Source organism: Mesorhizobium sp. J8 (assembly GCF_016591715.1).
GTDB lineage: Bacteria > Pseudomonadota > Alphaproteobacteria > Rhizobiales > Rhizobiaceae > Mesorhizobium.
In genome coordinates, this window is sequence record NZ_AP024109.1 from 2,927,351 (window position 1) to 2,948,688 (window position 21,338).

Annotated in this window: 17 protein-coding genes; 8 read left to right on the forward strand and 9 right to left on the reverse strand. The window is 62.8% G+C overall.

The features are described from left to right. The first annotated feature begins 10 nt into the window (after positions 1 to 10). Positions 11 to 988, forward strand: a complete 978-nt coding sequence (locus MJ8_RS13925) for an isopenicillin N synthase family dioxygenase (RefSeq protein WP_201414896.1) — start codon at positions 11 to 13, stop codon at positions 986 to 988. A gap of 68 nt (positions 989 to 1,056) precedes the next feature. Here MJ8_RS13925 and MJ8_RS13930 read toward each other — a convergent pair whose 3' ends face one another. After that, entirely contained in the window at positions 1,057 to 1,563 is a 507-nt protein-coding gene (locus MJ8_RS13930) for a CAP domain-containing protein (protein WP_201415426.1), read from the reverse strand. 237 nt (positions 1,564 to 1,800) lie between these two features. On the opposite strand from MJ8_RS13930, the gene MJ8_RS13935 reads away from it, so the two are divergent. After that, positions 1,801 to 2,625 (forward strand): DUF2189 domain-containing protein, encoded by an 825-nt coding sequence (locus MJ8_RS13935; RefSeq protein WP_201414897.1) that lies wholly within the window; start codon positions 1,801 to 1,803, stop codon positions 2,623 to 2,625. A gap of 259 nt (positions 2,626 to 2,884) precedes the next feature. On the opposite strand, the gene MJ8_RS13940 is transcribed toward MJ8_RS13935, so the two are convergent. From MJ8_RS13940 to MJ8_RS13950, 3 genes are all read right to left on the reverse strand, one after another. After that, entirely contained in the window at positions 2,885 to 3,517 is a 633-nt protein-coding gene (locus MJ8_RS13940; protein WP_201414898.1) for a LysE family translocator, read from the reverse strand. A gap of 317 nt (positions 3,518 to 3,834) precedes the next feature. Continuing rightward, positions 3,835 to 5,808 (reverse strand): TadE/TadG family type IV pilus assembly protein, encoded by a 1,974-nt coding sequence (locus MJ8_RS13945; RefSeq protein WP_201414899.1) that lies wholly within the window; start codon positions 5,806 to 5,808, stop codon positions 3,835 to 3,837. 199 nt (positions 5,809 to 6,007) lie between these two features. Continuing rightward, positions 6,008 to 7,975, reverse strand: a complete 1,968-nt coding sequence (locus tag MJ8_RS13950; RefSeq protein WP_201414900.1) for a pilus assembly protein TadG-related protein — start codon at positions 7,973 to 7,975, stop codon at positions 6,008 to 6,010. 293 nt (positions 7,976 to 8,268) lie between these two features. Here MJ8_RS13950 and MJ8_RS13955 point away from each other — a divergent pair, with 293 nt between their 5' ends. Together MJ8_RS13955 and MJ8_RS13960 are read left to right on the forward strand one after the other, a co-directional pair. Then, a complete protein-coding gene (locus tag MJ8_RS13955; RefSeq protein WP_201414901.1) occupies positions 8,269 to 9,129 on the forward strand; it encodes a TIGR01459 family HAD-type hydrolase in 861 nt (286 codons plus the stop codon). Between the two features lie 25 nt (positions 9,130 to 9,154). Further along, positions 9,155 to 10,138 carry a bifunctional riboflavin kinase/FAD synthetase gene (locus tag MJ8_RS13960; RefSeq protein ID WP_201414902.1) on the forward strand — a complete coding sequence of 328 codons (984 nt, stop codon included), beginning with the start codon at positions 9,155 to 9,157 and terminating at the stop codon, positions 10,136 to 10,138. Between the two features lie 17 nt (positions 10,139 to 10,155). Here MJ8_RS13960 and MJ8_RS13965 read toward each other — a convergent pair whose 3' ends face one another. The 4 genes from MJ8_RS13965 to MJ8_RS13980 all read right to left on the reverse strand — a co-directional run bounded on the left by MJ8_RS13965 (position 10,156) and on the right by MJ8_RS13980 (position 14,250). After that, positions 10,156 to 10,710, reverse strand: coding sequence for an HdeD family acid-resistance protein (locus tag MJ8_RS13965; RefSeq protein WP_201414903.1), 555 nt, complete (start codon positions 10,708 to 10,710; stop codon positions 10,156 to 10,158). A gap of 124 nt (positions 10,711 to 10,834) precedes the next feature. Further along, a complete protein-coding gene (locus MJ8_RS13970) occupies positions 10,835 to 12,265 on the reverse strand; it encodes a glycosyltransferase family 4 protein (RefSeq protein ID WP_201414904.1) in 1,431 nt (476 codons plus the stop codon). Then, positions 12,265 to 13,215: a glycosyltransferase gene (locus tag MJ8_RS13975; protein WP_201414905.1), complete on the reverse strand. Its 951-nt coding sequence runs from the start codon at positions 13,213 to 13,215 to the stop codon at positions 12,265 to 12,267. Before MJ8_RS13975 ends, MJ8_RS13970 begins: the two co-directional genes overlap by 1 nt. Before the next feature lie 141 nt (positions 13,216 to 13,356). Next, positions 13,357 to 14,250, reverse strand: a complete 894-nt coding sequence (locus tag MJ8_RS13980) for a hypothetical protein (RefSeq protein WP_201414906.1) — start codon at positions 14,248 to 14,250, stop codon at positions 13,357 to 13,359. 274 nt (positions 14,251 to 14,524) lie between these two features. Here MJ8_RS13980 and MJ8_RS13985 point away from each other — a divergent pair, with 274 nt between their 5' ends. The 4 genes from MJ8_RS13985 to MJ8_RS14000 all read left to right on the forward strand — a co-directional run bounded on the left by MJ8_RS13985 (position 14,525) and on the right by MJ8_RS14000 (position 20,699). Next, positions 14,525 to 15,640, forward strand: coding sequence for a glycosyltransferase family 4 protein (locus tag MJ8_RS13985; RefSeq protein WP_225248309.1), 1,116 nt, complete (start codon positions 14,525 to 14,527; stop codon positions 15,638 to 15,640). 110 nt (positions 15,641 to 15,750) lie between these two features. Continuing rightward, entirely contained in the window at positions 15,751 to 16,548 is a 798-nt protein-coding gene (locus tag MJ8_RS13990) for a MipA/OmpV family protein (RefSeq protein WP_201414908.1), read from the forward strand. 320 nt (positions 16,549 to 16,868) lie between these two features. After that, entirely contained in the window at positions 16,869 to 19,832 is a 2,964-nt protein-coding gene (gene ileS / locus MJ8_RS13995) for an isoleucine--tRNA ligase (protein WP_201414909.1), read from the forward strand. A gap of 189 nt (positions 19,833 to 20,021) precedes the next feature. Beyond that, on the forward strand, positions 20,022 to 20,699 hold the full coding sequence (locus MJ8_RS14000) for a hypothetical protein (RefSeq protein ID WP_201414910.1): 678 nt from the start codon (positions 20,022 to 20,024) through the stop codon (positions 20,697 to 20,699). A gap of 69 nt (positions 20,700 to 20,768) precedes the next feature. Here the strand turns inward: MJ8_RS14000 and MJ8_RS14005 are convergent, their stop codons facing one another. Then, the gene (locus MJ8_RS14005) at positions 20,769 to 21,230 is read right to left on the reverse strand and encodes a nucleoside deaminase (protein WP_201414911.1); all 462 of its coding nucleotides are present in this window, start codon (positions 21,228 to 21,230) and stop codon (positions 20,769 to 20,771) included. Positions 21,231 to 21,338: the final 108 nt, after the last annotated feature.

Consider the following 21,338-nt stretch of genomic DNA (forward strand, 5'->3'; position numbering starts at 1 on the left):
GATGAACGCGATGCAGACATTTCCCGTATTCGATCTCGCACAATTCGAGACCGCGAGCGCCGCGCGGAAGAAGGCGCTCGGCCGCGAGGTCGACCACATCTGTCGCAACACCGGTTTCCTGGCGGTCAAGAACCACGGTGTTCCGCAAGCTGTGATCGACGCCGCCTGGTCGAAAGCGAAAGCGTTCTTCGACCTGCCGCCAGCGGAAAAGCAGCGCTCGAAGGCGCCCTACAAGGGTTATCCCTACGGATATCTCGGCCCCGAGCTCGAGGCGCTGGCAAAATCCCGCAATGTCGACACGCCGCCGGACTTGAAGGAGAGCTTCAACGGCGGCCCCCTCCGCGTGCCGCCGGGCATCAAGGACCCGGAGGCCCTGGCCTTCTGCTACGCCGAGACGATCTGGCCCGCCGAGCCCGAGGGCTTCGTCGAAGCCTGGAAGGCCTATTACGCGGCTCTCGAGGACTTGGCGCTGCGCATCATGCGGGTCTTCGCCATCGCGCTTGATTTGCCGGAAACCTATTTCGACGCTTTCCTCGATGCGCCGATCAGCGCGCTAAGAGCGCTGAACTATCCCGAGCAGCATGTCGCGCCGAAGCCCGGCCAGATCCGCGCCGGCGCCCATACCGACTATGGCAGCCTGACCATCCTCCTGCCGCAGCCAGGGTCGCGCGGGCTGCAGATCGTCACGCCGGGCGGCGAATGGGCCGAGGTGCCGCCGATCCCCGGCGCCTTCATCATCAATATCGGGGACCTGATGGCGCGCTGGACCAACGATCGTTGGGTGTCGACCGTGCATCGCGTCGTCAACCCGCCGGCGGAAGAGGGCGGCAAGGATCGCCGGCAATCGATGGCTTTCTTCCACCAGCCGAACTGGGATGCCGAGATCACGGTTCTGGACGCGTGCCTGGCCGAGGGAGAGGCGCCGAAATACGAGCAGGTGCGCTCCGGCCCTTATCTGATGGGCAAGTTCAAGGCGACGACGAAATAACGCATGTCGCCCAAAAGTGTGTGGCGGTTTTGGGATAACGACATTCGCCAGATGAGAAGATCGACGCCTTATCGGCCCAGTACCAGCGCCCAGTAACGCAGGGCGGGATCGCGGCCGTCGCGCACATAGGCCAGCCCGAAGCGGCTGAAGTCCGGGTCGAGCATGTTGCGGCGGTGGCCGTCGGAGTGCATCCAGATGTCGAACAGCTTCTCAAGGTCGAAGCGGCCCTCGGCGATGTTCTCGGCCGCGGCACCTCGCACGCCATTGTCCTTCATGCGCGAGGCGAAATCCTTGCCCCAGCCGGTGGTGTGGCTCATGCGCTCACGCGAGGCCATGTAGCCGGCCTGCTGCAGCGCCGCCTGTTCGAGCTGCGCGTCCGGCGCCAGCGCCGGCAGCCCTGCGGAGGCACGGATACCGGCCAGTGTCGCCGTGGCGGAGGAAGAGACACCCGCGCCTTCGCCGGTCGGCACCGTGACGGTGCCGCAGGCGGCGATGCCGGCAAGCGCCGCGAGGCCGGCGGCCTTGAGCAGCGAACGGCGGTTGAGATCGGGGAGGGTGGGGATCGAGATGCTCATCCGGCCTCTGATACCGCCGATCATGGCTTTTGCCGGGCAGGAGATGAAGGGCAAGGGATGAAAATCGCGTGAAGCGGCGACTTTTCCCGGAAGATCGGCTATGATGCGGCCGTTCTTGAAGTGGCAGCCACGGGCGGCCATCACAGGCGGTGACCGACCCGCGTTGATCTGGCGCATGATTGCTTGACGAGAACCTCCTGGTTTTCGGGCTCATGCACTGACGAACGGAGGACGGTTATGGCCGGTTTTCATGTCATGGCGGACGCGTATGGGATGCATGTGCAGCCTACGGTTCGCCGCATCTCCACCTCGGATGTCTGGGACGCGCTGAGGCTCGGCGCCGAGGATTTCTGGGCCAAGCCTTCACACTATGTGTTCCTGTGCCTGATCTACCCGATCGTCGGCCTGATCCTGACGCAATGGACCTCCGGCTCGAACGCTATCCAGCTGGTCTATCCGCTGATGTCGGGTTTCGCGCTGATCGGCCCGTTCGCGGCCATCGGCCTCTACGAGATCAGCCGCCGGCGCGAGCTCGGCATGAACAGCCACTGGCGGCACGCGCTCGACGTCCGCCATTCGCCGGCGCTGCCGTCGATCGCGGTCATCGGCATCCTTCTCTTCGCCCTGTTCCTCTTGTGGCTGTTCACCGCGCAGTCGCTCTACACCAGCCTGTTCGGCGCCGAGCCGCCTGCTTCGGGCGGCACTTTCCTGCGCGATGTGCTGACGACCGGCAAGGGCTGGACGCTGATCCTCGTCGGCAACGCCGTCGGCTTCGTCTTCGCCGTCGTCGTTTTGGCCACCACCGTCATTGCCTTCCCGCTGCTGCTCGACCGCGACGTCGGCGCCGTCTCGGCGATCGAGACCTCGGCCCGCGCGGTGATGGCCAACCCGCTGACGATGGCGCTCTGGGGCCTGACGGTCGCCGTGCTGCTGGTGATCGGCTCGATCCCGCTGTTTGCCGGCCTTGCCGTCGTCATGCCGATCCTCGGCCACGCGACCTGGCATCTCTATCGAAAGGTGGTCGAGCCGGAGCAGATCCGGCCGGTGCGCCGGCCGATGTAGATCTGATGGCTCGCCCTTAGGGTGCGTTGAGATTCAGGTCAGGCCGAGTCGGGAATGATGGCTGTCGAGAACCGGAGCGGAGCGTACTGCAGTACGTGAGCACCGGAAGCGCAGACAGCCGTCATTTGCAGGCCGGTCTCACCTGAATATCAATGTACCCTAGAGCGTTTCACCTTTTCACGGAAACGGCGACCGCTCTATCTCTTTGTTTTTACGCAATTCCGGACGGAAAACCGCTCGCACTTTTCCTGGAATTGCTTTAGCGCTGCGCCTCGGTTGCCATTTTCAAGGCGAGAGCCGTCAGCACCGTGCCCATCATCCAGCGCTGGACGACCAGCCAGAACGGCCGTCCGGCAAGGAAAGTCGCGATGGTACCGGCGGTCACCGCGATGATGGCGTTGACGGTGAGGCTGATCGAGATCTGCGTCACGCCGAGCATCAGAAGCTGCGACAGGACATGGCCCTTGGCCGGATTGATGAACTGCGGCAGCAGCGACAGGTAGAGCACCGCCACCTTCGGATTGAGCAGGTTGGTCATCAGCCCCATGACGAAAAGCTTGCGCGGCCGGTCCCTGGGCAGCTCGCGCACCTGGAACGGAGAGCGTCCACCGGGCTTCAGCGCCTGCCAGGCAAGCCACAGCAGATAGACCGCGCCGGCGAAGCGCAGCGCGTCATAGGCATAAGGCACGGCGAAGATGAGCGCGGTGATGCCGAAGGTCGCCGAGACCACATAGAACAGGAAGCCCAGCGCCACGCCGCCGAGCGAGATCAGCCCGGCCTTCGGCCCCTGCGACAGCGAGCGCGAGATCAGGTAGATCATGTTCGGCCCCGGCGTCAGCACCATGCCGAGGCAGATCAGCGCAAAGGTCAGATGGTTGGCGGCGTCGGGCAAGGTAGTCTCCGTTCGTGCAAACACTCATCACGGCCGTTCGCCGGCTGCAAGGTCTTGATTGCGGGAGCTTTTGCGCCAGCGCCGACAATTGGCGAAAGCTGCGAAGCTGCCAATCTCCCCCCTTGCGGAGGAGATGCCTGGCAAGGCAGAGGGGGGTGCTGTCCCGCCGGCCTATCAGCTAATCTTGTGCACGGTCGAGGGCGGGTTGAGAATGAATCACGACAAAGCTCTGCGTTCCGTCACACCCCCCTCTGTCCTGCCGGACATCTCCCCCGCAAGGGGGGAGATCAGCAGTTTCCGCGCCGGCGCTGTTCCCGTTACCCCACCACGCGCAAATTCGACAACTCGTTGGCAATCTCCTTGAAGTTGTCGGACAGCGTTGCGCCGGTGGCGTTCCAGAACAGCTTGGCCGGCTTGCTGGGATCGGTCGGATCCTTGCGGAAGCGGGAATCGGAGGAGCAGGCCTTCAGCGCGGCCATCGCCTTCTGGTCGCCGGTGTCGGTCGATGACATGTCGAGCGCGACCGTCATCACCATGATGTTGGCTGCCTTGGCGTTGTCGCAAAGCTTCGCCATCTGCTCGTTCATCGCCGCGGTGTAGTTGCTCGACGAGTAGTTGAACTGGCCGATGGCGCTCGACGTGCCGCCGAACAGGCGGGTGACCGAAGTGCCGTTGTAGCCGACGCCGGTATAGCCATAGGCGGCATAGGTCGACTTGTTGCCGGCCGGGTCGGGATTGACCGTCGAATAGGTGTTCTCGCCGTCGGTGAGCACGATGACGACCTTGTCGTTGCCGCGCTCGGTTTCCGGCCGCCCCTCGGTGAATGGCGGGGCGCTGGAGACGGTGCGCCAGCCCCAGGCCATGCCCTCGGGCACATTGGTGTTGCCGTTGGGCTGCATCAGGTCGATCGCCGCCTTGATGGCCGCCAGGCCGTCCGTGGTTGTGACGTCGGTGAGCGGCGTGATCGGCGTGGTGGTGCAGCTGTAGTTCGGGCCGGCGCCCTTCGACAGCACCGGTGCATCGATCGGCCGGGGCATGAAATACTTGGCCATATTGGATTGCCGCGTCTTGCCGGTGGTGCTGGATGGGTCGTCGTTCCACCAGCTGTTGGCCGCGCCGTAGGTAACCGGGTTCGGCTCGTTGGGATCCTGCGTCACCTTCCATTGGTTGCCGGGCTCGTCGGGCGCGAACATCGGCACGAACATGGTTGCCGGATCGCCAACGCCGATGCCCGTATTGTTGGGACCGCCCGAAGCCGGCGTGTCGTTGACATTGTAGGGATAGGGACGCACCTCCACGCAACCTTGCCAGCTGGCGAACGGGCCGTAGGTGTCATTGTAGTCGTATTCGTTGTGGCTGCGCTTGCAGGTGTTGTCGGAGCGATATTGGTCGCACACGACGCGCTTGCTGCCGACGATGCGCTCATGGCTGGTCACGACCTGCATATCGCGATAGAGCGAGAAGCGGCTGAGCACCTGGTCCTGCGTGTCACCCCAGCCCGTGCCCTTCTTATACCAGATACCGTTGATCTTCTGGGCGTATTTGTCGGGCGCGTTCAGCGTCGACCAGTCGAAATTCTCGTTGGCGATCGGCGATAGCCCATAGACGTCCATCCAAGGGGCGTTGTCGTTGTTCGGCCCGACATTGACCGAGGCCGCGAAGGGCACGAGGCTGAACTGGACCGGCTTGTCGATCTGCTTGATCTGCGAGGCTTGCTGCGCCAGCGTGTCGACGAGCTGCTTGGCGGCCTGCTTGAGCAGGTCGATGCGCTTCTGTCCCGTGCCTGTGCCGGGCGTTGTCATAGAGCCCGAATTGTCGAGCACCATCGCCACTTCCAACGTGTTCTTCAGCCGCACCTGGGAGTCCATGGCGAGGTTGATTGGCTTGTTCGCGTCGACCGTCGACGCGCCGACGAGCAGCGAGGAGGATGGATAGAAGTAAGGGTGGTAGTTCAGCGTCGCGCTCATCTTGAGCAGACCACCGCCGGCCTGGTTGGTCGGCAGCGTTATGTTGAGCGAGATGTCGGCGGGGTCGATATTGTTGAGGTTGGCGTTGAAGAAGTCGACCGCGTAGGCTCTGATCTGGTCGTCGGTGGCGCCTTCGGCAAGCCGTCGCGCGGCGGCGAAATTGGCGGCGTCGAGCGCGTTCAGCACCATCTGCTTCTGGCGATTGAGCTCGCTGAAATCGACGGCCATGGCCACCGCCCCCATCAGCGGCACCATGGCGACTGCTGTCATAAGCGCATAGTTGCCGCGGCGGTCGCGGCAGAATTGATGCCGGAATTTGCGCATTGCAGTTGAAGCGGCCCCCCGCCGACGGATTTTCGCCGGGCCACACTTCCACAAAACGCTGAAGGACCGGTTTGGTAAACCGCTCGATTGCTTAACAACGGCTTCACCAACCGCTAACCAAGCCAGTTGTCATGGCATGGCTCACGACGAAAAACGCCCGCCGCAAGGGCGGGCGCCATCAGTCATTTGTCGGACCAGATCAACCGACGATGCGCAGGTTCGACAATTCGTTGCCGATGGCCTTGAAGTCATCCGACAGCGTGGCGCCGGTCGAATTCCAGAACAGCTTCGCCGGCTTGGTCGGATCGGTCGGATCCTTGCGGAAGCGTGAATCTGACGAGCAGGCCTTGAGCGCGGCCATAGCCTTCTTTTCGTCTGTCTTGGTGTCGACCAGATCGAGCGAGACGGTCATCACTATAATCCCGGCAGCTTTGGCGTTAGCGCAAAGTGTCTGCATGTTCTCGTCGAGCGCTGCGGTATAGTTGCTGTCGGTATAGGTGGTCTTTGGAACGGCATTGCTGGTGTTCATGAACAGGCGCGTAACGCTGCCTGAGCCGGGGTATGTCAGCCCGGTATATCCGTAAGCTGCGTATGTGGACCGATTGTTGGCATAGCCGGCATCGCTGACGGCGCTATATGTATTGGCGCCGTCGGTCAGGACGATAACGACTTTATCGTTGCCCTTTTCTGTATTCGGTCGTCCCTCCGTGAAGGGCTCATTGCTGGACAGGGTTCGCCAGCCCCACGCTAGACCTTCCGGCACGTTGGTGTTGCCGGTCGGCGCCATGTCGTCGATAGCGTCGTCCAGCTCCTGCTTTTCTGTCGCCACCGTGACATCTTTAAGGGGAGTGATTGGACTGGTGGTGCAGGCCGCGTTCGGACCGTCGCCGGCGCTTGCCGAAGCAGACCCGTAGGGCTTCACCAGAAAGTATTTGCGCATGTCGGATTGGCGCTGCGACGCTGTCGGGTTGGACGAGTACGGCCAGTCGGCCCACCAATTATTGCTGTAACCATAGTTGGCGCTGCTGACGTCATTGACGCCGTCGCGGTTGAAGTCGCGCCACAATGTTCCAGCCTCGTCGGGTGCGAACATCGGCACGAAAAGTGTAGCAGGATTGGAAGTCGTCGGCGTCGTGTCGTCGTCATTGTACGGATATGGCCTAGCCTCGACGCATCCCTGCCAACTCGCATAGCGGCTCGTGGTGTAGACGTATGTCGGAGACGGTGTGACCCAATGGCCTTTGCTGCAGGTGCCGTCCTTCTTGGTGACGTCGCAGACATACTGCTTCGGAGGCTGCACCGTTTCGCGGTCGGACTCCACGGTCATGTCGGAATAGAGGCTGAAACGTGTGAGGGGTTGATCCTTGGTGTCTCCCCAGCCATCGCCGCGCTTGTACCATATGCCGCCGACCTTCTGCGCATATTTGTTGGGATCGTTGGCGGCGGTCATCGTGGACCAGTCGAAATCCTCGTGATGGATCGGCGAGGCGCCGTACAGGTCCATCCAGGCATCCTGATCATGTGCCGGGCCAACATTGACGGAGGCGGAGAACGGAACCAGCGAAAACTGCACCGGTTTGCTGACCTGCTTCATCTGCTGGGCCTGCGCGGCAAGTGTGTCGACCAACTGCTTAGCCGCGTTCTTCAGCAGATCTATACGTTTCTGGCCAGTCCCGGAGCCAAGGCTCGACATCGAACCGGAATTGTCGAGAACCAGGGAAACTTCAAGAGTATCCTTTAACCGGATTTCGGATGTCGCGACGACGTTGATGTCGGTTGCGCTGGCGGTTTTACCGAGCAGCATGGCGGCTGCCGGCAGGAAGTAGGGACGATATTTGAGCGTCGCCTGCATTTTCAGCGTGCCGCCGCCAGCATTGTTATTGGGTAAGGTAACGGTTAAGGCCGTGTTTACGGGAAGAACGTGTCTGAGGTTGGCCTCGAAGAAATTCTTGGCATAGGCTTTCACATCGGTATCGCTGGCGCCGGCGACGATCTGCTGTGCTGTCGCAATGCCAGCGGCGTCAAGCGCGTTCAGCGTCTCCTGTTTTTGCCGGACAAGTTCCGTATAATCCACCGCCAATGCAACGCCGCCCATCAGCGGGATCATCGTGATGGCAGTCATTAAGGCGTAATTACCACGCTTATCGCAAAAAAAATCGCGGATCATTGTGCTTACCCCCGCCAAGGATCCATATTGAGCTACGACGTTGGTCGTATCCGGTCTGCTACCATGGTCATAAATCGTTAAATTTCAGCTTGCGCGAAACAATCAACCACGCACTGGCTTTTTGACGGCGCGTTAACCTTGTGCTTTGCGGGCTTGCGGGATCGACCCCGATAGTAGTGGCGGGGAAAGCTCGTGACAGGATGGAGCGCTTCGGTTATGCGGGACCGGTCGTGGCGGCCCTGAATCGAAGGGGACCGTCGCGGTCTTGCCAGGATCAAAATCAAGGACACGGCATGGCGGATTCGCCCGACATCATCGCTTCGCTCGACGATCTGGCGGGGCGCTACGCTGCCATCCTGTGCGACGTGTGGGGCGTCGTGCACAATGGCGAATGGCATTTTCCGGCTGCCGCCGCCGCGCTTGCCAGGGCGCGCGCGGCCAAGGTGCCTGTCGTGCTGATCACCAATTCGCCGCGTCGCAGCGCCGACGTCGTCGCCCAGATGAAAGTCATCGGGGTTCCCGCCGATGCCTGCGACCGGGTCGTCACCTCCGGCGACGTGACCCGCGACCTGATCGCCGAAGGACCCAGGAAGATATTTCACATCGGTCCCGAACGCGATTTCACCCTTTACGACGGGCTCGACGTCGATCTCGTCGAGGAATTCGAGGCCTCCGGCATCGTCTGCACGGGCCTTTATGACGACGAGGTGGAGAAACCCGCCGACTATACCGAATTGCTGCAGCGGCTCCGGGCCCGCAATCTGCCGTTCATTTGCGCCAATCCGGATATCCTGGTGGAGCGCGGCGAGCGCACCATCTGGTGCGCCGGCGCGCTCGCGCGCGATTACGCGCAACTGGGCGGCCGCACGTTGATTGCCGGCAAGCCCTTCGCGCCGATCTACGATGTCGCCATGAAGGAGGTCGCCGGCCTTCTCGGCCGCGCCGTCGAGCGCAGCGAGGTTCTCGCCATCGGCGACGGCATGATGACCGATGTCAAGGGAGCGGCCGACAACGGCTTCGACGTGCTCTATGTCTCCGGCGGCATCCATGCTCGCGATTATGGCGATCCGCTGCGGCCCGATCCGGAAAGGCTGGCGGGCTTTCTTGAAAAGCACGGCTACCGGCCGGTAGCCGTTATTCCGCGTCTGCAATAGGTCTGGTCATGACGGGCGCCTCGACATGAAGCAAGCCTTCGAACGTCTTTCGGCGGTCGCGCCGCTGCCGGCGCATCTGCGCGGCGGCATTGTGGCGATCGGTAATTTCGACGGTGTCCATCGCGGCCACCAGTCCGTCCTGGAGCGCGCGCTGAGCGAGGCCCGCCGCGACGGCGTGCCCGCTTTGGTGCTCACCTTCGAGCCGCATCCGCGCAAGGTGTTCCGGCCACAGGTGCCGCTCTTCGTGCTGACGCCGCCGCCGATGAAGGCGCGGCTGCTCGCAAGCCTTGGCTTTGCCGCGTTGGTCGAGCAGCCGTTCACGCGCGATTTTGCCTCGCTCTCGCCCGAGGCTTTCGTGACCGATGTGTTGGAGAAGAACCTCGGCATCCGCCACGCCGTCACCGGTTTCGACTTTCACTTCGGCAAGGACCGCCAGGGCGGCCCGGCCTTTCTGATGGCGGCTGGAGAACGGCATGGTTTTGGCGTGACGCTGGTCGACGCCTTCCGCGACGAAGGCGCCGAGGTGGTCTCGTCGAGCCGCATCCGGGAACTGCTGGCCGAAGGCAAGGTGGAGGAGGCCGCCGGTCTGCTCGGCTACCGTTTCACCGTCGAGGCTGAGGTGATCGGCGGCCAGCAGCTTGGCCGCACCCTGGGCTTCCCGACCGCCAATATGCGGCTTTCGCCGGAAGCGGCCTTGAAGGAAGGGATTTATGCCGTCCGTTTCCGTCGCGCCGACGGCACGCTCCATGACGGCGTCGCAAGCTTCGGCCGGCGTCCGACCGTCGATGACAACGGCGCGCCGCTGCTCGAAACATATGTCTTCGATTTTTCCGGCGATCTCTACGGCCAGACCTGCCAGGTGTCTTTCTTCGGCTTCCTGCGGCCGGAGCTGAAATTCGACGGCCTCGACGCGCTGGTGGCGCAGATGAAAACGGACGAGGCAGAGGCGAGGGCGCTGCTGGCGGGAGTGCGCCCGCTCTCGCAACTGGACGCCGAGATAGCGTTCTAGCGTCTCGTCTGGCGCTCCTACCGCTTCAGCGCCAGCCCTATGGCGATGAAGCTCCAGCCTTGGAACACCAGGTCGATCGCCAGGAATATGCCCAGCACCCAGAGGCTGTTCACCGGCCAGCCCATGGCGATCATAAGGCCGAGCAGAATGGTGATGATGCCGGCCGCGAGCAGCCATCCCCAGCCTTGCTGCGGCCGATGGCTGAAGGCCACCCAGGACCGAAGAAGCCCCGAAGCGACGAGCGCGATGGCCAACAGCAGCGTCAGCACCGCCGAGGCGAGCAACGGGTTGTCGAAGGCGAAAAAGCCGGCGACGGCATAGAGCAGCCCGCTCAACAGCCAATAGAAGAAACGTCCCCAGGTCCTGACCCCGAAGGCATGGATGATCTCGATGATGCCCGCCATCAGCATCAGCCAGCCGACGACATAGACGGAAGCGACGGTGGCGATGAACAGATTGCCGAAAGCGATGCCGCCGAAGATCAGCAGCAACACGCCGAGCGCCACGAACCATCCCCATTTGTCCCGCGTCTGGCCGATCGCGTCCTTGAGAGCGTCGCTTGGCAGAGTCATGGTTTCATCTCCCTCGAAATTCACCACCGGTCGTGCGGCGAAAGGAAGCTAAACTGAATGGCGCTGGCCGTCCAGCAACGCGGGACCGAACCGCGGGCGGCCCATTTTCCGAACGTGAAGGCGGTCATTCTTCTGGTGGCCGGGCTTCGTCCGCGAATGGCGCAAGCGCCGCCTCCAGCGTCTCCCGGCCGGCCCGCTCCCAGCTCCGCGCCACGAATGCCGCGGCCTTCGCCTCGTACGGAGCACGGGCCGCGGGCGAGGTGATCCACTCCCGCATGGCGCTTTCCCATCCTTCGATGTCGAGCGGATCGAGGCACAATCCCGACGAGCCGACCACCTCGGCGATGGCTCCGCCCGTCGAGGCGATCAGTGCCTTTCCGTAGGCCAGCGCCTCGACCGGCGGCAGCCCATATCCCTCATAGAGCGACGGGTACACGCAGAACGCGCTGTTGCGATAAAGAAGGGACAAGGTTGCGTCATCGACGTTGTCGAGATGGACAAGGCTCTTGCGGTAGTCGGGATGGCTGTGAAGCTTCGCCAGGACCTCATCGACCATCCAGCCGCTGCGGCCGACGAAAACCAGCTTCATGCCGCTATGCGCGGCCGTTCCGTCAAGGACGAGGCGGCGCCAGACATCCATGAGCAGCGAATGGTTCTTGCGCGGCTCGATGGTGGAAACGAAGAGGATGTAGCGATCCGCCTCGAGCCCGTCCGGCAAGCGGCCGTCCGCCTTCGACTTGCGGGCGCTGTCGCAGCCGAGAGGGACATGCCTCAGTTCCGGCAGGTGGACGCCCAGCTTGGCGGCATAGTCCTCGACATCGGTGGTGACGCGCCTCGAAGTCAGGATGAAGCGGTCTGCCAGCCCGATCACCAGGGACACATAGTCCGTAAATCTCTTGACGTCGTGCGGCTTGTACCATTCGGGAAACTGGATCGGGATGATGTCGTTCAAGAGCACGATCAGCTTTGCGCCGGCGGAGCGCGCCGCGTACGAAATGACCGCGACATCGGTATGCGCCCAGTCGCTGTTCATCAGGAGCAGATGGTCGCCGGGCGAAAGCTCGTATCTGTCGCCGGCAACGGTCCGGAGCGGGACGATCCGGACACGTGAACCGTCCTCGCGAGCGACTTGCCGCCGCTCGTTTTCCTTCATCAGCCGGGTTTCGACCCGCTCGAGGAAACGCAGAAAAGGGCTACCGGGATTGCGCCGGCCGAACGCGCCGATTTCGGTTATCAGGATACGGCGCGGCCTTAAGATCGCCATCAGCAACCGCCGGGCCCAGGCCGGCCAGCGATCGTAAAACCGCATCTTGATACGCGCAGGGTCCGGTAGGAAACTCATGTCGCATGAGATATCGCCGGCGATAATTTCCGCCGCCATCTGCGGTGAAACCCGCCTGAGAATCCGCCCGACCGGGTCGAACACGGTGAACGCCACCTCGCACGCCTCGAAGGCGGCCGCCGCCGCGCTGTAATGCCGCTGCACGCGGACCAGGCCGACCGGAGGGCCGAGCCAACGCGCCATGCTCGAGAGATCGACGACAAGCCGCCGCATCAGTTCAGCCGCATCTTTGCAGGGCGCGCGATCATCCTGCGCCAGGCCAGTCGAGGTCCGAGCGCGAGCGTCCTGAAAGAGGGGGCGCCGACAGCCGCGAGGAACAGCAGCTTGCACGTGACGGCCAAGGGTATGCCCGCGGTTCGCAGCAGCAACTCGATGTCGCGCCTCTCCAGGCTGGAGATACCGACCCCAGTGGCGGCGCGCGATGCCAGAAAGCGTGCGATGGCCTGCGCCGGTTGGCCGTTCGTGTCGAACGGCTCGGCGCGATAGCGGCGCAACAGCGCCGACTGCCTGGCCAATGCCGCGGCCGCCTTTTGCTGATCCTGCTTTACGCGCGATACTTGTCCCGGATGCGATCTCAGCTTCACGAGCGGCACTTCCATGTTGGCCAGTTTTCCCGTCTCGGAAAGCCGCAGCCATAGATCGTAGTCTTCGGCATAGGTGAACGCGCGACGGTAGCCTCCCGCGCGCCGGACGGCCTCGGTCCGGAACATCACCGTCGGATGAAGCATGGGATTATACTTGGCGAGCGCTTCCCGCAACGGGTCGTTGCCGGCGGGAACCTCTATCGGCCTCAACAGCTTTCCGTCCCGGTCGATCTGCAATCCCGCGGTGCCGAGCAACTGCAGATCGGGATCCGCCTCGAAACGCGCCATCTGCCGGCGCAACCTGTCGGGCAGCGAGATGTCGTCGCAATCCATGCGCGCCACAAGAGGGGCCCGCGCGAGCGAAATCCCCATATTCAGCGCGTCGACGATCCCCTTGCCGCTGTTGGCGACGACTTTGACGCGGCTGTCACGGCCGCTGATCGACGTCGCGATCGCGACGCTGTCGTCGCAAGACCCATCGTCGACGACGATGACTTCAAAATCCGCCAGATCCTGGTCCAGGATGCTTTGTAGGGCCTCGCCGACATATTGCGCGCCGTCTCTCACTGGAATGATCACGCTTACTGCCGGCAATAGAATAGTCCTTGCGATGACCGGCCGGAATCGAATGGCCGCTGAATTGCCGGATGTCGGCAGCCTGGTCTTACAAATTTCAATTCCAAAGTTCCGTCGATCTGTCGACTGTCAATTTCCCGACTGTCAATTTCCTTGTCCGCGCGTTCCGAGCGAAATCTCGAGGGCGGGGGCAAGTAGCCGCAGCACCGCTTCGCGCTTTTTCGCCTTCAACGACGGGTCGCCGTCGAGGCCGACTTCGTGAAGCCAGCTTCCCCGCCATTCGCAATAGGCCTTTCTCAGCTCAATCCCCGGCAAGGCGGCGAATGCGGTTATCGGCCGTTGCGGCACCGTGTTCGGGTCCACGTCCTGGTAGAGCACCTCCCAATTGGCTCCGCCCGTGTCGAGGCCGGCGAACCAGTCGAGCCCGAAATCGAGAGGCTCGCGGCTGACGGCGTCGAATCGAAAGAAACAAAAGCCGGCCCACAAATACCATCGCGCGCCCGCCCAGCGCAGATCGCCGTAAAAAGCCGTGGTTTCAAGAGGTTCGAAGGGGTCGCATGGCTGCGTCGGGAAAAGATCCTGGTCCAGGAATCCGAACGCGGCCGGTGCTGCAGGCTTGAGCACATTGTGCCACATCCAGTTGAGGGATGCGCCGTGCGACCGGCTCGGGTTTTTCACAGTCCATGGATTGGCCGGAAGCCTGACATAGGCGGCGCCACGATCCGCGCAAACCCGTCTGTTCTCATCCGCGGAAACATCGCTGACACTGTTGTCGGCGACGATGTGGACATCGTGGCGAACAAGACCTCCCGTCAGCCGCAATTGCAGATCGAGGCACTGGGCGTCGCCGAAGGCTACCGTCAGCAGGACATGGCGGCCCCGGGCGGCGGCACGAATATCCCGGATGTCGCCATGCCTGACCGGCTGGCGCAGAAAGCTCCGGTCGATTCTGCGGTAACGGGCAGTCTTGATGGCATGCAGCGGCGGCTGCAGCCTCAGCCATTGCCGCCAGTCGTATTCGCGCAGGGCCTTTGGCACGATTACCGCGGCGTTCGGTTGGAACCGGCCCGGCAGCCACGATTGAACCGTGGAATTTTCATGAGCACACTCCGGTAGGGTTTCTTTGGGGAAAAAAGCTTGAACGCGAAAGCATTCAAGTCTCTTGATAACCGGCTATATACAGCATATTCGTCTTTTCAACACGACCGACATTTGAGCGCCCGCTGTGTTTGTTTGAATGGGGAAGTCTGGGGCGCACCCGGAGTCTCTCTCCGTCAATCTTGGGGGGTGGGGCGGCGCTCCGGAAAATGTGATGAGAATCTGCTGTGCAATCTCTGCCCTGTTTATGAACGGGGGCCTTCAGAGGGATTGTCTGAATATCAGCGACCGACTGATCGCGCGCGGCCATAATGTGACGATCCTGACGACTCGCCAGGTCGGTCATGTCGAGAGTTTGGCGACGATAAAAGTCCATCCGGCACGGGTCCTCTCCAACCCCGGTACGGAATATACGCTCGGAAGGACCGTGCTGGCGGCCAGACGCGACTTCGACTGTGTGGTCGGCTTCAACAAGATGGCCGGCCTGGACATCTACTACGCTGGCGACCCTCCTTATTTTGCCTCGAAACTCGGATGGTGGCGACCGTTTTCGCCCCGATTCATGCGCCAGCAGAACCTCGAATCGATGATCTTTGCCCCCGGCAACGGCGTGCAGATCGTTGCGCTCAGCGAAAAGCAGGCAGCGCTTTACCGCGACTTCTGGCGGACCGAGGAATCCCGCATTCACGTCGTCGGGCCGACGCTCGATCCGAGACGCCGCAGACCGGAACTGCAGGCCGGCGACCGCAATGAGATCCGCGATCGCTTTGGGCTTCCTCGCGAAGCGGTCATTGCCTTGAGCATTGCCAACAAATTGAAGGTGAAAGGCCTCGATCGGGCGGTAAAGGCTCTTCAGCCGTTTCCGCAGATACATTGGCTGATCGCCGGTTTTCGAAAGGGCAGCGAGGAAGAAGCCCGGCTTCGCGGCCTGATCGCCAAATCCGGGATGTCGGATCGGGTCACGTTGCTGGGCATCCAGGAAGACATCCCGGCGATCGTGGTTGCAAGCGATTTCATGCTGCACGCGGCGCGCCTCGAAAATACCGGCACGGTCATCCTCGAGGCGCTCGCGAACGGCTTGCCGGTCATCGCCTCCGACGCCTGCGGATATGCAAAATATGTCGAAGCGAGCGGAGCGGGACTGGTCGTGGCCAACCGCGATGATCCCGAAATCTGGCGGCAGGCGATCCAGAAAGCCGGCGACCCGGCGGTCCGCGCGCAATGGCACCAGGCGGCCCTTCGCTACGGAGCGTCAAACTCGCTTACCGGCGGACTGGAAGCGGCCTGCGATCTGATAGAGAGCTTGCGCCGCAACCGGCGTGTCGGCTAGCCGGCCTATCGGTCCGATGTTACGATTTTAAGTCAAATTTTACCGAACGCACGGCATGGCTTGAGCGTCGGCAGGTGGTGTTGCCGGCGCGTTTCGCGTAAGGGGTGACGATGCGTATTGTCGGGAAGATTCCGCTGGCCATCGCCATGAGCCTGGTCACCGCGCCTGTCGCACAGGCGGGCGAAGGCAGCTGGATATCCGGTGATTGGTATCTCACCCTCGGCGCCACGGCTCTCGTCGCGCCGAATTTCGAGGGCGGCAAGAAATACATGCTCAGCGCCCAGCCGATCATTTCGCTCGGCAAGGTCGGCTCCGAGGCGCGCTTCACCTCGCGCAACGACAACATCTCGCTGGCGTTGATCGATGATGGTTCCGTTCGCGCCGGCCTGACCGGAAAGTTCATATTCTCGCGCGAGAGCAAGGACGAGCTGAAAGGCCTCGATCCGGTGCGCTGGGGCGGCGAGGCGGGCGGCTTCTTCGAATTCTATCCGTTGGATTGGGTGAGGGCGCGGGCGGAGCTCAGGCACGGCATTCGAGCCCATAACGGTTTCGTCGCGGACATTGCCGCTGACGCCTTCTACGACATCACGCCGACGGTCCGCATTTCCGGCGGACCGCGCGTCTCCTTCGCCTCGTCCGACTATTTCGATGCCTATTACGGCGTCAACGCCAAGGAAGCGGCGGCTTCGGGCTTGAGCGAGTACCATCCCGGCGGCGGCGTGAAATCGACAGGCCTCGGCGGAGCGATCACCTGGAAGGTGACCGAGCCGATGACGGCAAGCGTCTTTACCGAATATTCGCGCCTGATGGGGCCGGCAGCCGATTCCAGCCTGGTCAAAGAACGGGGTGACCGCAACCAGTGGACCTTCGGCGTCTCGACCACTTACCGCTTCAATTTCACGATGTAGGTCGCGAAAGCGGCTTCACGCCTTGAAATCCGCGCTTTATTCCTGTCGCGCCATCCGCTAAAAGCCACGCCATGACGAGCTTTTCGCGCCTTTTCGCGATCGCGATACGAATTACGGGCCCGGTGTTCCGGGCGGCCTGAGCGCCGCTGGAGCCGCCGGGAGTTTTCGCGCGCGCCCCTCGCGTTTTTTCATGAACATCAACGCATATCGCCCGAAGGTGGCTTCGGTTTTGGGAAAACGATATGCGTCGAAGCAAGACTTGAACGCCCGGCTTTTGTCGTCGGGTACCTTGAGATGGCAGATCAATGACCGACACCCCAATGACAGAAACTGCTGAGACGATCGACTATTCCAAAACGCTTTATTTGCCGCAGACGGATTTTCCGATGCGCGCTGGCTTGCCCGAGAAGGAGCCCGGCCTGGTCAAGCGCTGGCAGGACATGGACCTTTACAAAAAGCTGCGCGAGGAGGCTGCCGGCCGCGAGAAATTCGTGCTGCATGACGGCCCGCCCTACGCCAACGGCAACATCCATATCGGCCATGCTCTGAACAAGATCCTCAAGGACGTCATCAACCGCTCCTTCCAGATGCGCGGCTACGACGCCAACTACGTGCCGGGCTGGGACTGCCACGGCCTGCCGATCGAATGGAAGATCGAGGAGCAGTATCGCGCCAAGGGCAAGAACAAGGACGAAGTGCCGGTCAACGAGTTCCGCAGAGAATGCCGCGACTTCGCCGCCAACTGGATCAAGGTGCAGGGCTCGGAATTCCAACGCCTCGGCGTCATCGGCGATTTCGACAATCCCTACACGACCATGGCTTACCATGCCGAATCGCGCATCGCCGGCGAGCTGCTGAAATTCGCGATGTCCGGCCAGCTCTACCGCGGCTCGAAGCCGGTGATGTGGAGCGTTGTCGAGCGCACCGCGCTCGCCGAGGCCGAGGTCGAGTATCAGGATTATGAGAGCGACACGATCTGGGTGAAGTTCCCGGTCGCGAGCCTTGCCCAGCCGGTCGCCGGCACCGCGCCGGCGCTGGATGGGGCCGCGCTCGATCTGGTCGAAGCGCATGTCGTCATCTGGACGACCACACCCTGGACCATCCCCGGTAACCGCGCCGTGAGCTATTCGCCGCGCATCGCCTATGGCCTCTATGAGGTGACGGCGGCCGAGAACGCCTTCGGTCCGCAGCCCGGCGAGAAGCTGATCTTCGCCGATGCTTTGGCCGAGGAATGTGCCGCCAAGGCCAAGGTCACCTTGAACAGGCTTCACAGCGTATCGGCAGAACAGCTTGGGAAGCTTACGCTTTCGCATCCTTTCAAGGGCCTCGGCGGCGGCTATGAGTTCCCGGTGCCGATGGTTGCCGGCGAGCATGTCACCGACGATGCCGGTACCGGCTTCGTGCACACCGCGCCCGGCCATGGCCGCGAGGACTTCGATGCCTGGATGGAAGCGGCCGCTGACCTCCGGGCACGCGGCGTCGACACCACGATTCCCTTCACCGTCGACGATGCCGGCTTCTTCACCAAGGACGCGCCGGGCTTCGGCCCGGGACGCGAGGGCGGGCCGGCGCGCGTCATCGACGACAACGGCAAGAAGGGCAACGCTAATCAGGCGGTCATAGACGAACTGATCAAGCGCAACGCGCTCTTCGCGCGCGGCCGGCTGAAGCACAGCTATCCGCATTCCTGGCGCTCGAAGAAGCCGGTCATCTTCCGCAACACGCCACAGTGGTTCGTCTATATGGACAAGGACCTCGGCGACGGCACGACGCTGCGCAGCCGCGCGCTGAAAGCGATCGACGACACCCGTTTCGTGCCGGCGGCCGGCCAGAACCGTATCCGCGCCATGATCGAGGAGCGTCCCGATTGGGTGCTGTCGCGCCAGCGCGCCTGGGGCGTGCCGATCGCCGTCTTCGCCGACGAGAACGGCAACATCCTGAAGGACGAGGCCGTCAACCAGCGCATCATGGACGCTTTCGAGAAGGAGGGTGCGGACGCCTGGTTCGCCGAGGGCGCCAAGGAACGCTTCCTCGGCAACCACGATGCCTCGAAATGGCACCAGGTGATGGACATCCTGGACGTCTGGTTCGATTCCGGCTCGACACATGTCTTCACGCTGGAAGACCGTCCGGACCTCAAATGGCCGGCCGACGTCTATCTCGAAGGCTCGGACCAGCATCGCGGCTGGTTCCATTCCTCGCTGCTCGAAAGCTGCGGTACCAGGGGCAGGGCGCCTTACGACACGGTCATCACCCATGGCTTCACCATGGACGAGGAAGGCCGCAAGATGTCCAAGTCGCTCGGCAACACCGTCGTGCCGCAGGACGTCATCAAGCAGTCCGGGGCCGATATCCTGCGGCTCTGGGTGGTGACGACCGATTATTGGGAAGACCAGCGGCTCGGCAAGAACGTGCTGCAGACCAATATCGACGCCTACCGCAAGCTCAGGAACACCATCCGCTGGATGCTGGGCACGCTTGCCCATGACGACGGCCAGGATGTGCCGGTCGAGGTCATGCCGGAGCTGGAGCGGCTGATGCTGCACCGGCTATCCGAGTTGGACGAAGTGGTGCGCCAGGGCTACGACGCGTTCGAGTTCAAGCGCATCACCCGTGCGCTGCTCGACTTCATGGTCGTGGAGCTTTCGGCCTTCTATTTCGACATCCGCAAGGACGCGCTTTACTGCGACGGACCGTCGAGCCTGCGCCGCAGGGCGGCCGTGCAGGTGGTGCGCCACCTCTTCGAATGCCTGGTGAAGTGGCTTGCGCCGATGCTGCCCTTCACCACCGAGGAAGCCTGGCTCGACCGCCATCCGGAAGCCGTCTCGGTGCATCTCGATCAGTTCCCGGCGATCCCGCGGAACTGGCGCGACGAGGCGCTGGCCGAGAAATGGCGCAAGGTGAGACAGGTGCGCCGCGTCGTCACCGGCGCGCTGGAGATCGCGCGCGCCGAGAAGCTGATCGGCTCTTCGCTCGAGGCCGTGCCGGTGGTCACCATCGAGGACGCCGCGCTGGAGGCGGCGATTGCCGATGTCGACATGGCGGAGATGGCGATCACCAGCGACCTCGTCATCAGCCGCGGCAAGACGCCGGAAGGCGCCTTCACGCTCGACGACGTTAAGGGCGTGGCGGTGGTGGTGGAGAAAGCCGAGGATCGCGGTCTGGTCAAATGCGCGCGCTCCTGGCGCTACACCGCGGATGTCGGCCAGGATCCGGAATTCCCGGATGTCTCGGCTCGCGACGCTGCCGTGCTGCACGAGTTGAAGGCGCTTGGCCGTTTATAGCCGGTGCATAAATGCCACGCCGGGCGGGGCGAATCCGCCCGTGCGTTGCCCTTAACAAGCGGTTGAGGTAAACACGCGACACTCCGGCAGACAAATTGTCGCCGGATTTCCATCGCAAATGCGGGGAAGATGGGGACCGTGCCGTTGGCCGGTGGCGACCGAAAGGCTGTTAGAGTGGGATTTTTTAGCATGACCGACAGAACGTTTGCGCGCGCCGCGCTGGTGGCGCCGCTTGTGGCATCGGCCATCGCTTTGTCCGGCTGCATGAGCTCGCCCACCTACGGGACCGACAAGACGGCTGCCGCGCAGCTCTTCGACGATGTGTCCGGCGCTGCCTCGATCACGCCGAAGCGCCGCACTCCCATCGATTACAAGCCGCGCCCCGAACTCGTGAAGCCTGCGCCGGGGCAGAAGGAAAGCCTGCCGCCGCCGCAGGAAAGCGTCGAGACGGCGAGCGCCGATTGGCCCGAATCGCCGGAGCAGCGCCGTGCCCGTATCCGTGCCGACGCCACCGCGCACCAGAATGATCCGAACTACCAGCCGGAAGCGGTCGAGGATATCCAGACCAATCCGGAGGCGGTGAAGAAGGCGTTGGCCGAATCGGGCTCCAGCCATCCGCCGGCCTGGACGCCGGACGATTCCAGCAGTGCCGCCCGCAAGGCCGCGATTCAGCGCAACCTTGCCGAACAGAAACAGGGCGATCCAACCGTTCGCAAATATCTGAGCGAGCCGCCGCTCGCCTATCGCCAGGCCGCCACGACGGCGCCGCAGAACGAGCTTGGCGAGGACGAGTACAAGAAGGAGCGCCGCCTCAAGGCGCAGGCGGAAGGCAAGAAGGGCGGCTGGTTCGACTGGCTCGGCCTGTGAATAGTGAATAGTGAATAGTGAATAGTGAATAGTGACCTGCTGCTCACTACTCACTACTAACCACTCACTTCACCATTCACCGCCATTCCGTTTCTCGCGGAAGAAATCTTTGAGCATGAGGGCTGCGTCTCTCTCGCCGAGCCCCGGATAGATTTCCGGCGTGTGGTGGCAGGTGGGTGAAGCGAAGAAGCGCACGCCATTGATCACCGCCCCGCCTTTCTCGTCGGCGGCGCCGAAATAGAGCCTCCGCAGCCGGGCGAAGGAGATCGCGCCGGCGCACATCGCGCAGGGCTCCAGCGTCACATAGAGGTCGTAGCCCGTCAGCCGCTCGCTGGCGAGCTTCCGGCAGGCCTCGCGGATCGCCAGCATCTCGGCATGCGCGGTCGGGTCCGAGAGTTCACGCGTGCGGTTGCCGGCTTTCGCGACCAGGGTGCTGCCATTGGCGACGACCGCGCCGACCGGCACTTCGCCGCGGCCGGCGGCCGCCTCGGCCTCTTCAAGTGCCAAGGCCATGAAATCCGGCCGTTTCAAGGGGTTTCCATTCCGATTACTTCTCGCCACCCGAGAGTGATCCTGTTATCTAGCGCGAGACCCTGAAAACCGGAATCGGTTTTTGCAGCGCCGCTGGATGCGCAAATC

What these genes read in the sequence shown, in the direction of transcription:
- MJ8_RS13925 (WP_201414896.1), top strand. Translation starts at nt 11, where the DNA reads ATGCAGACATTTCCCGTATTCGATCTCGCACAATTCGAGACCGCGAGC.
- MJ8_RS13930 (WP_201415426.1), bottom strand. Translation starts at nt 1,563, where the DNA reads ATGAGCATCTCGATCCCCACCCTCCCCGATCTCAACCGCCGTTCGCTG.
- MJ8_RS13935 (WP_201414897.1), top strand. Translation starts at nt 1,801, where the DNA reads ATGGCCGGTTTTCATGTCATGGCGGACGCGTATGGGATGCATGTGCAG.
- MJ8_RS13945 (WP_201414899.1), bottom strand. Translation starts at nt 5,808, where the DNA reads ATGCGCAAATTCCGGCATCAATTCTGCCGCGACCGCCGCGGCAACTAT.
- MJ8_RS13950 (WP_201414900.1), bottom strand. Translation starts at nt 7,975, where the DNA reads ATGATCCGCGATTTTTTTTGCGATAAGCGTGGTAATTACGCCTTAATG.
- MJ8_RS13955 (WP_201414901.1), top strand. Translation starts at nt 8,269, where the DNA reads ATGGCGGATTCGCCCGACATCATCGCTTCGCTCGACGATCTGGCGGGG.
- MJ8_RS13960 (WP_201414902.1), top strand. Translation starts at nt 9,155, where the DNA reads ATGAAGCAAGCCTTCGAACGTCTTTCGGCGGTCGCGCCGCTGCCGGCG.
- MJ8_RS13965 (WP_201414903.1), bottom strand. Translation starts at nt 10,710, where the DNA reads ATGACTCTGCCAAGCGACGCTCTCAAGGACGCGATCGGCCAGACGCGG.
- MJ8_RS13970 (WP_201414904.1), bottom strand. Translation starts at nt 12,265, where the DNA reads ATGCGGCGGCTTGTCGTCGATCTCTCGAGCATGGCGCGTTGGCTCGGC.
- MJ8_RS13985 (WP_225248309.1), top strand. Translation starts at nt 14,525, where the DNA reads ATGAGAATCTGCTGTGCAATCTCTGCCCTGTTTATGAACGGGGGCCTT.
- MJ8_RS13990 (WP_201414908.1), top strand. Translation starts at nt 15,751, where the DNA reads ATGCGTATTGTCGGGAAGATTCCGCTGGCCATCGCCATGAGCCTGGTC.
- ileS (WP_201414909.1), top strand. Translation starts at nt 16,869, where the DNA reads ATGACAGAAACTGCTGAGACGATCGACTATTCCAAAACGCTTTATTTG.
- MJ8_RS14000 (WP_201414910.1), top strand. Translation starts at nt 20,022, where the DNA reads ATGACCGACAGAACGTTTGCGCGCGCCGCGCTGGTGGCGCCGCTTGTG.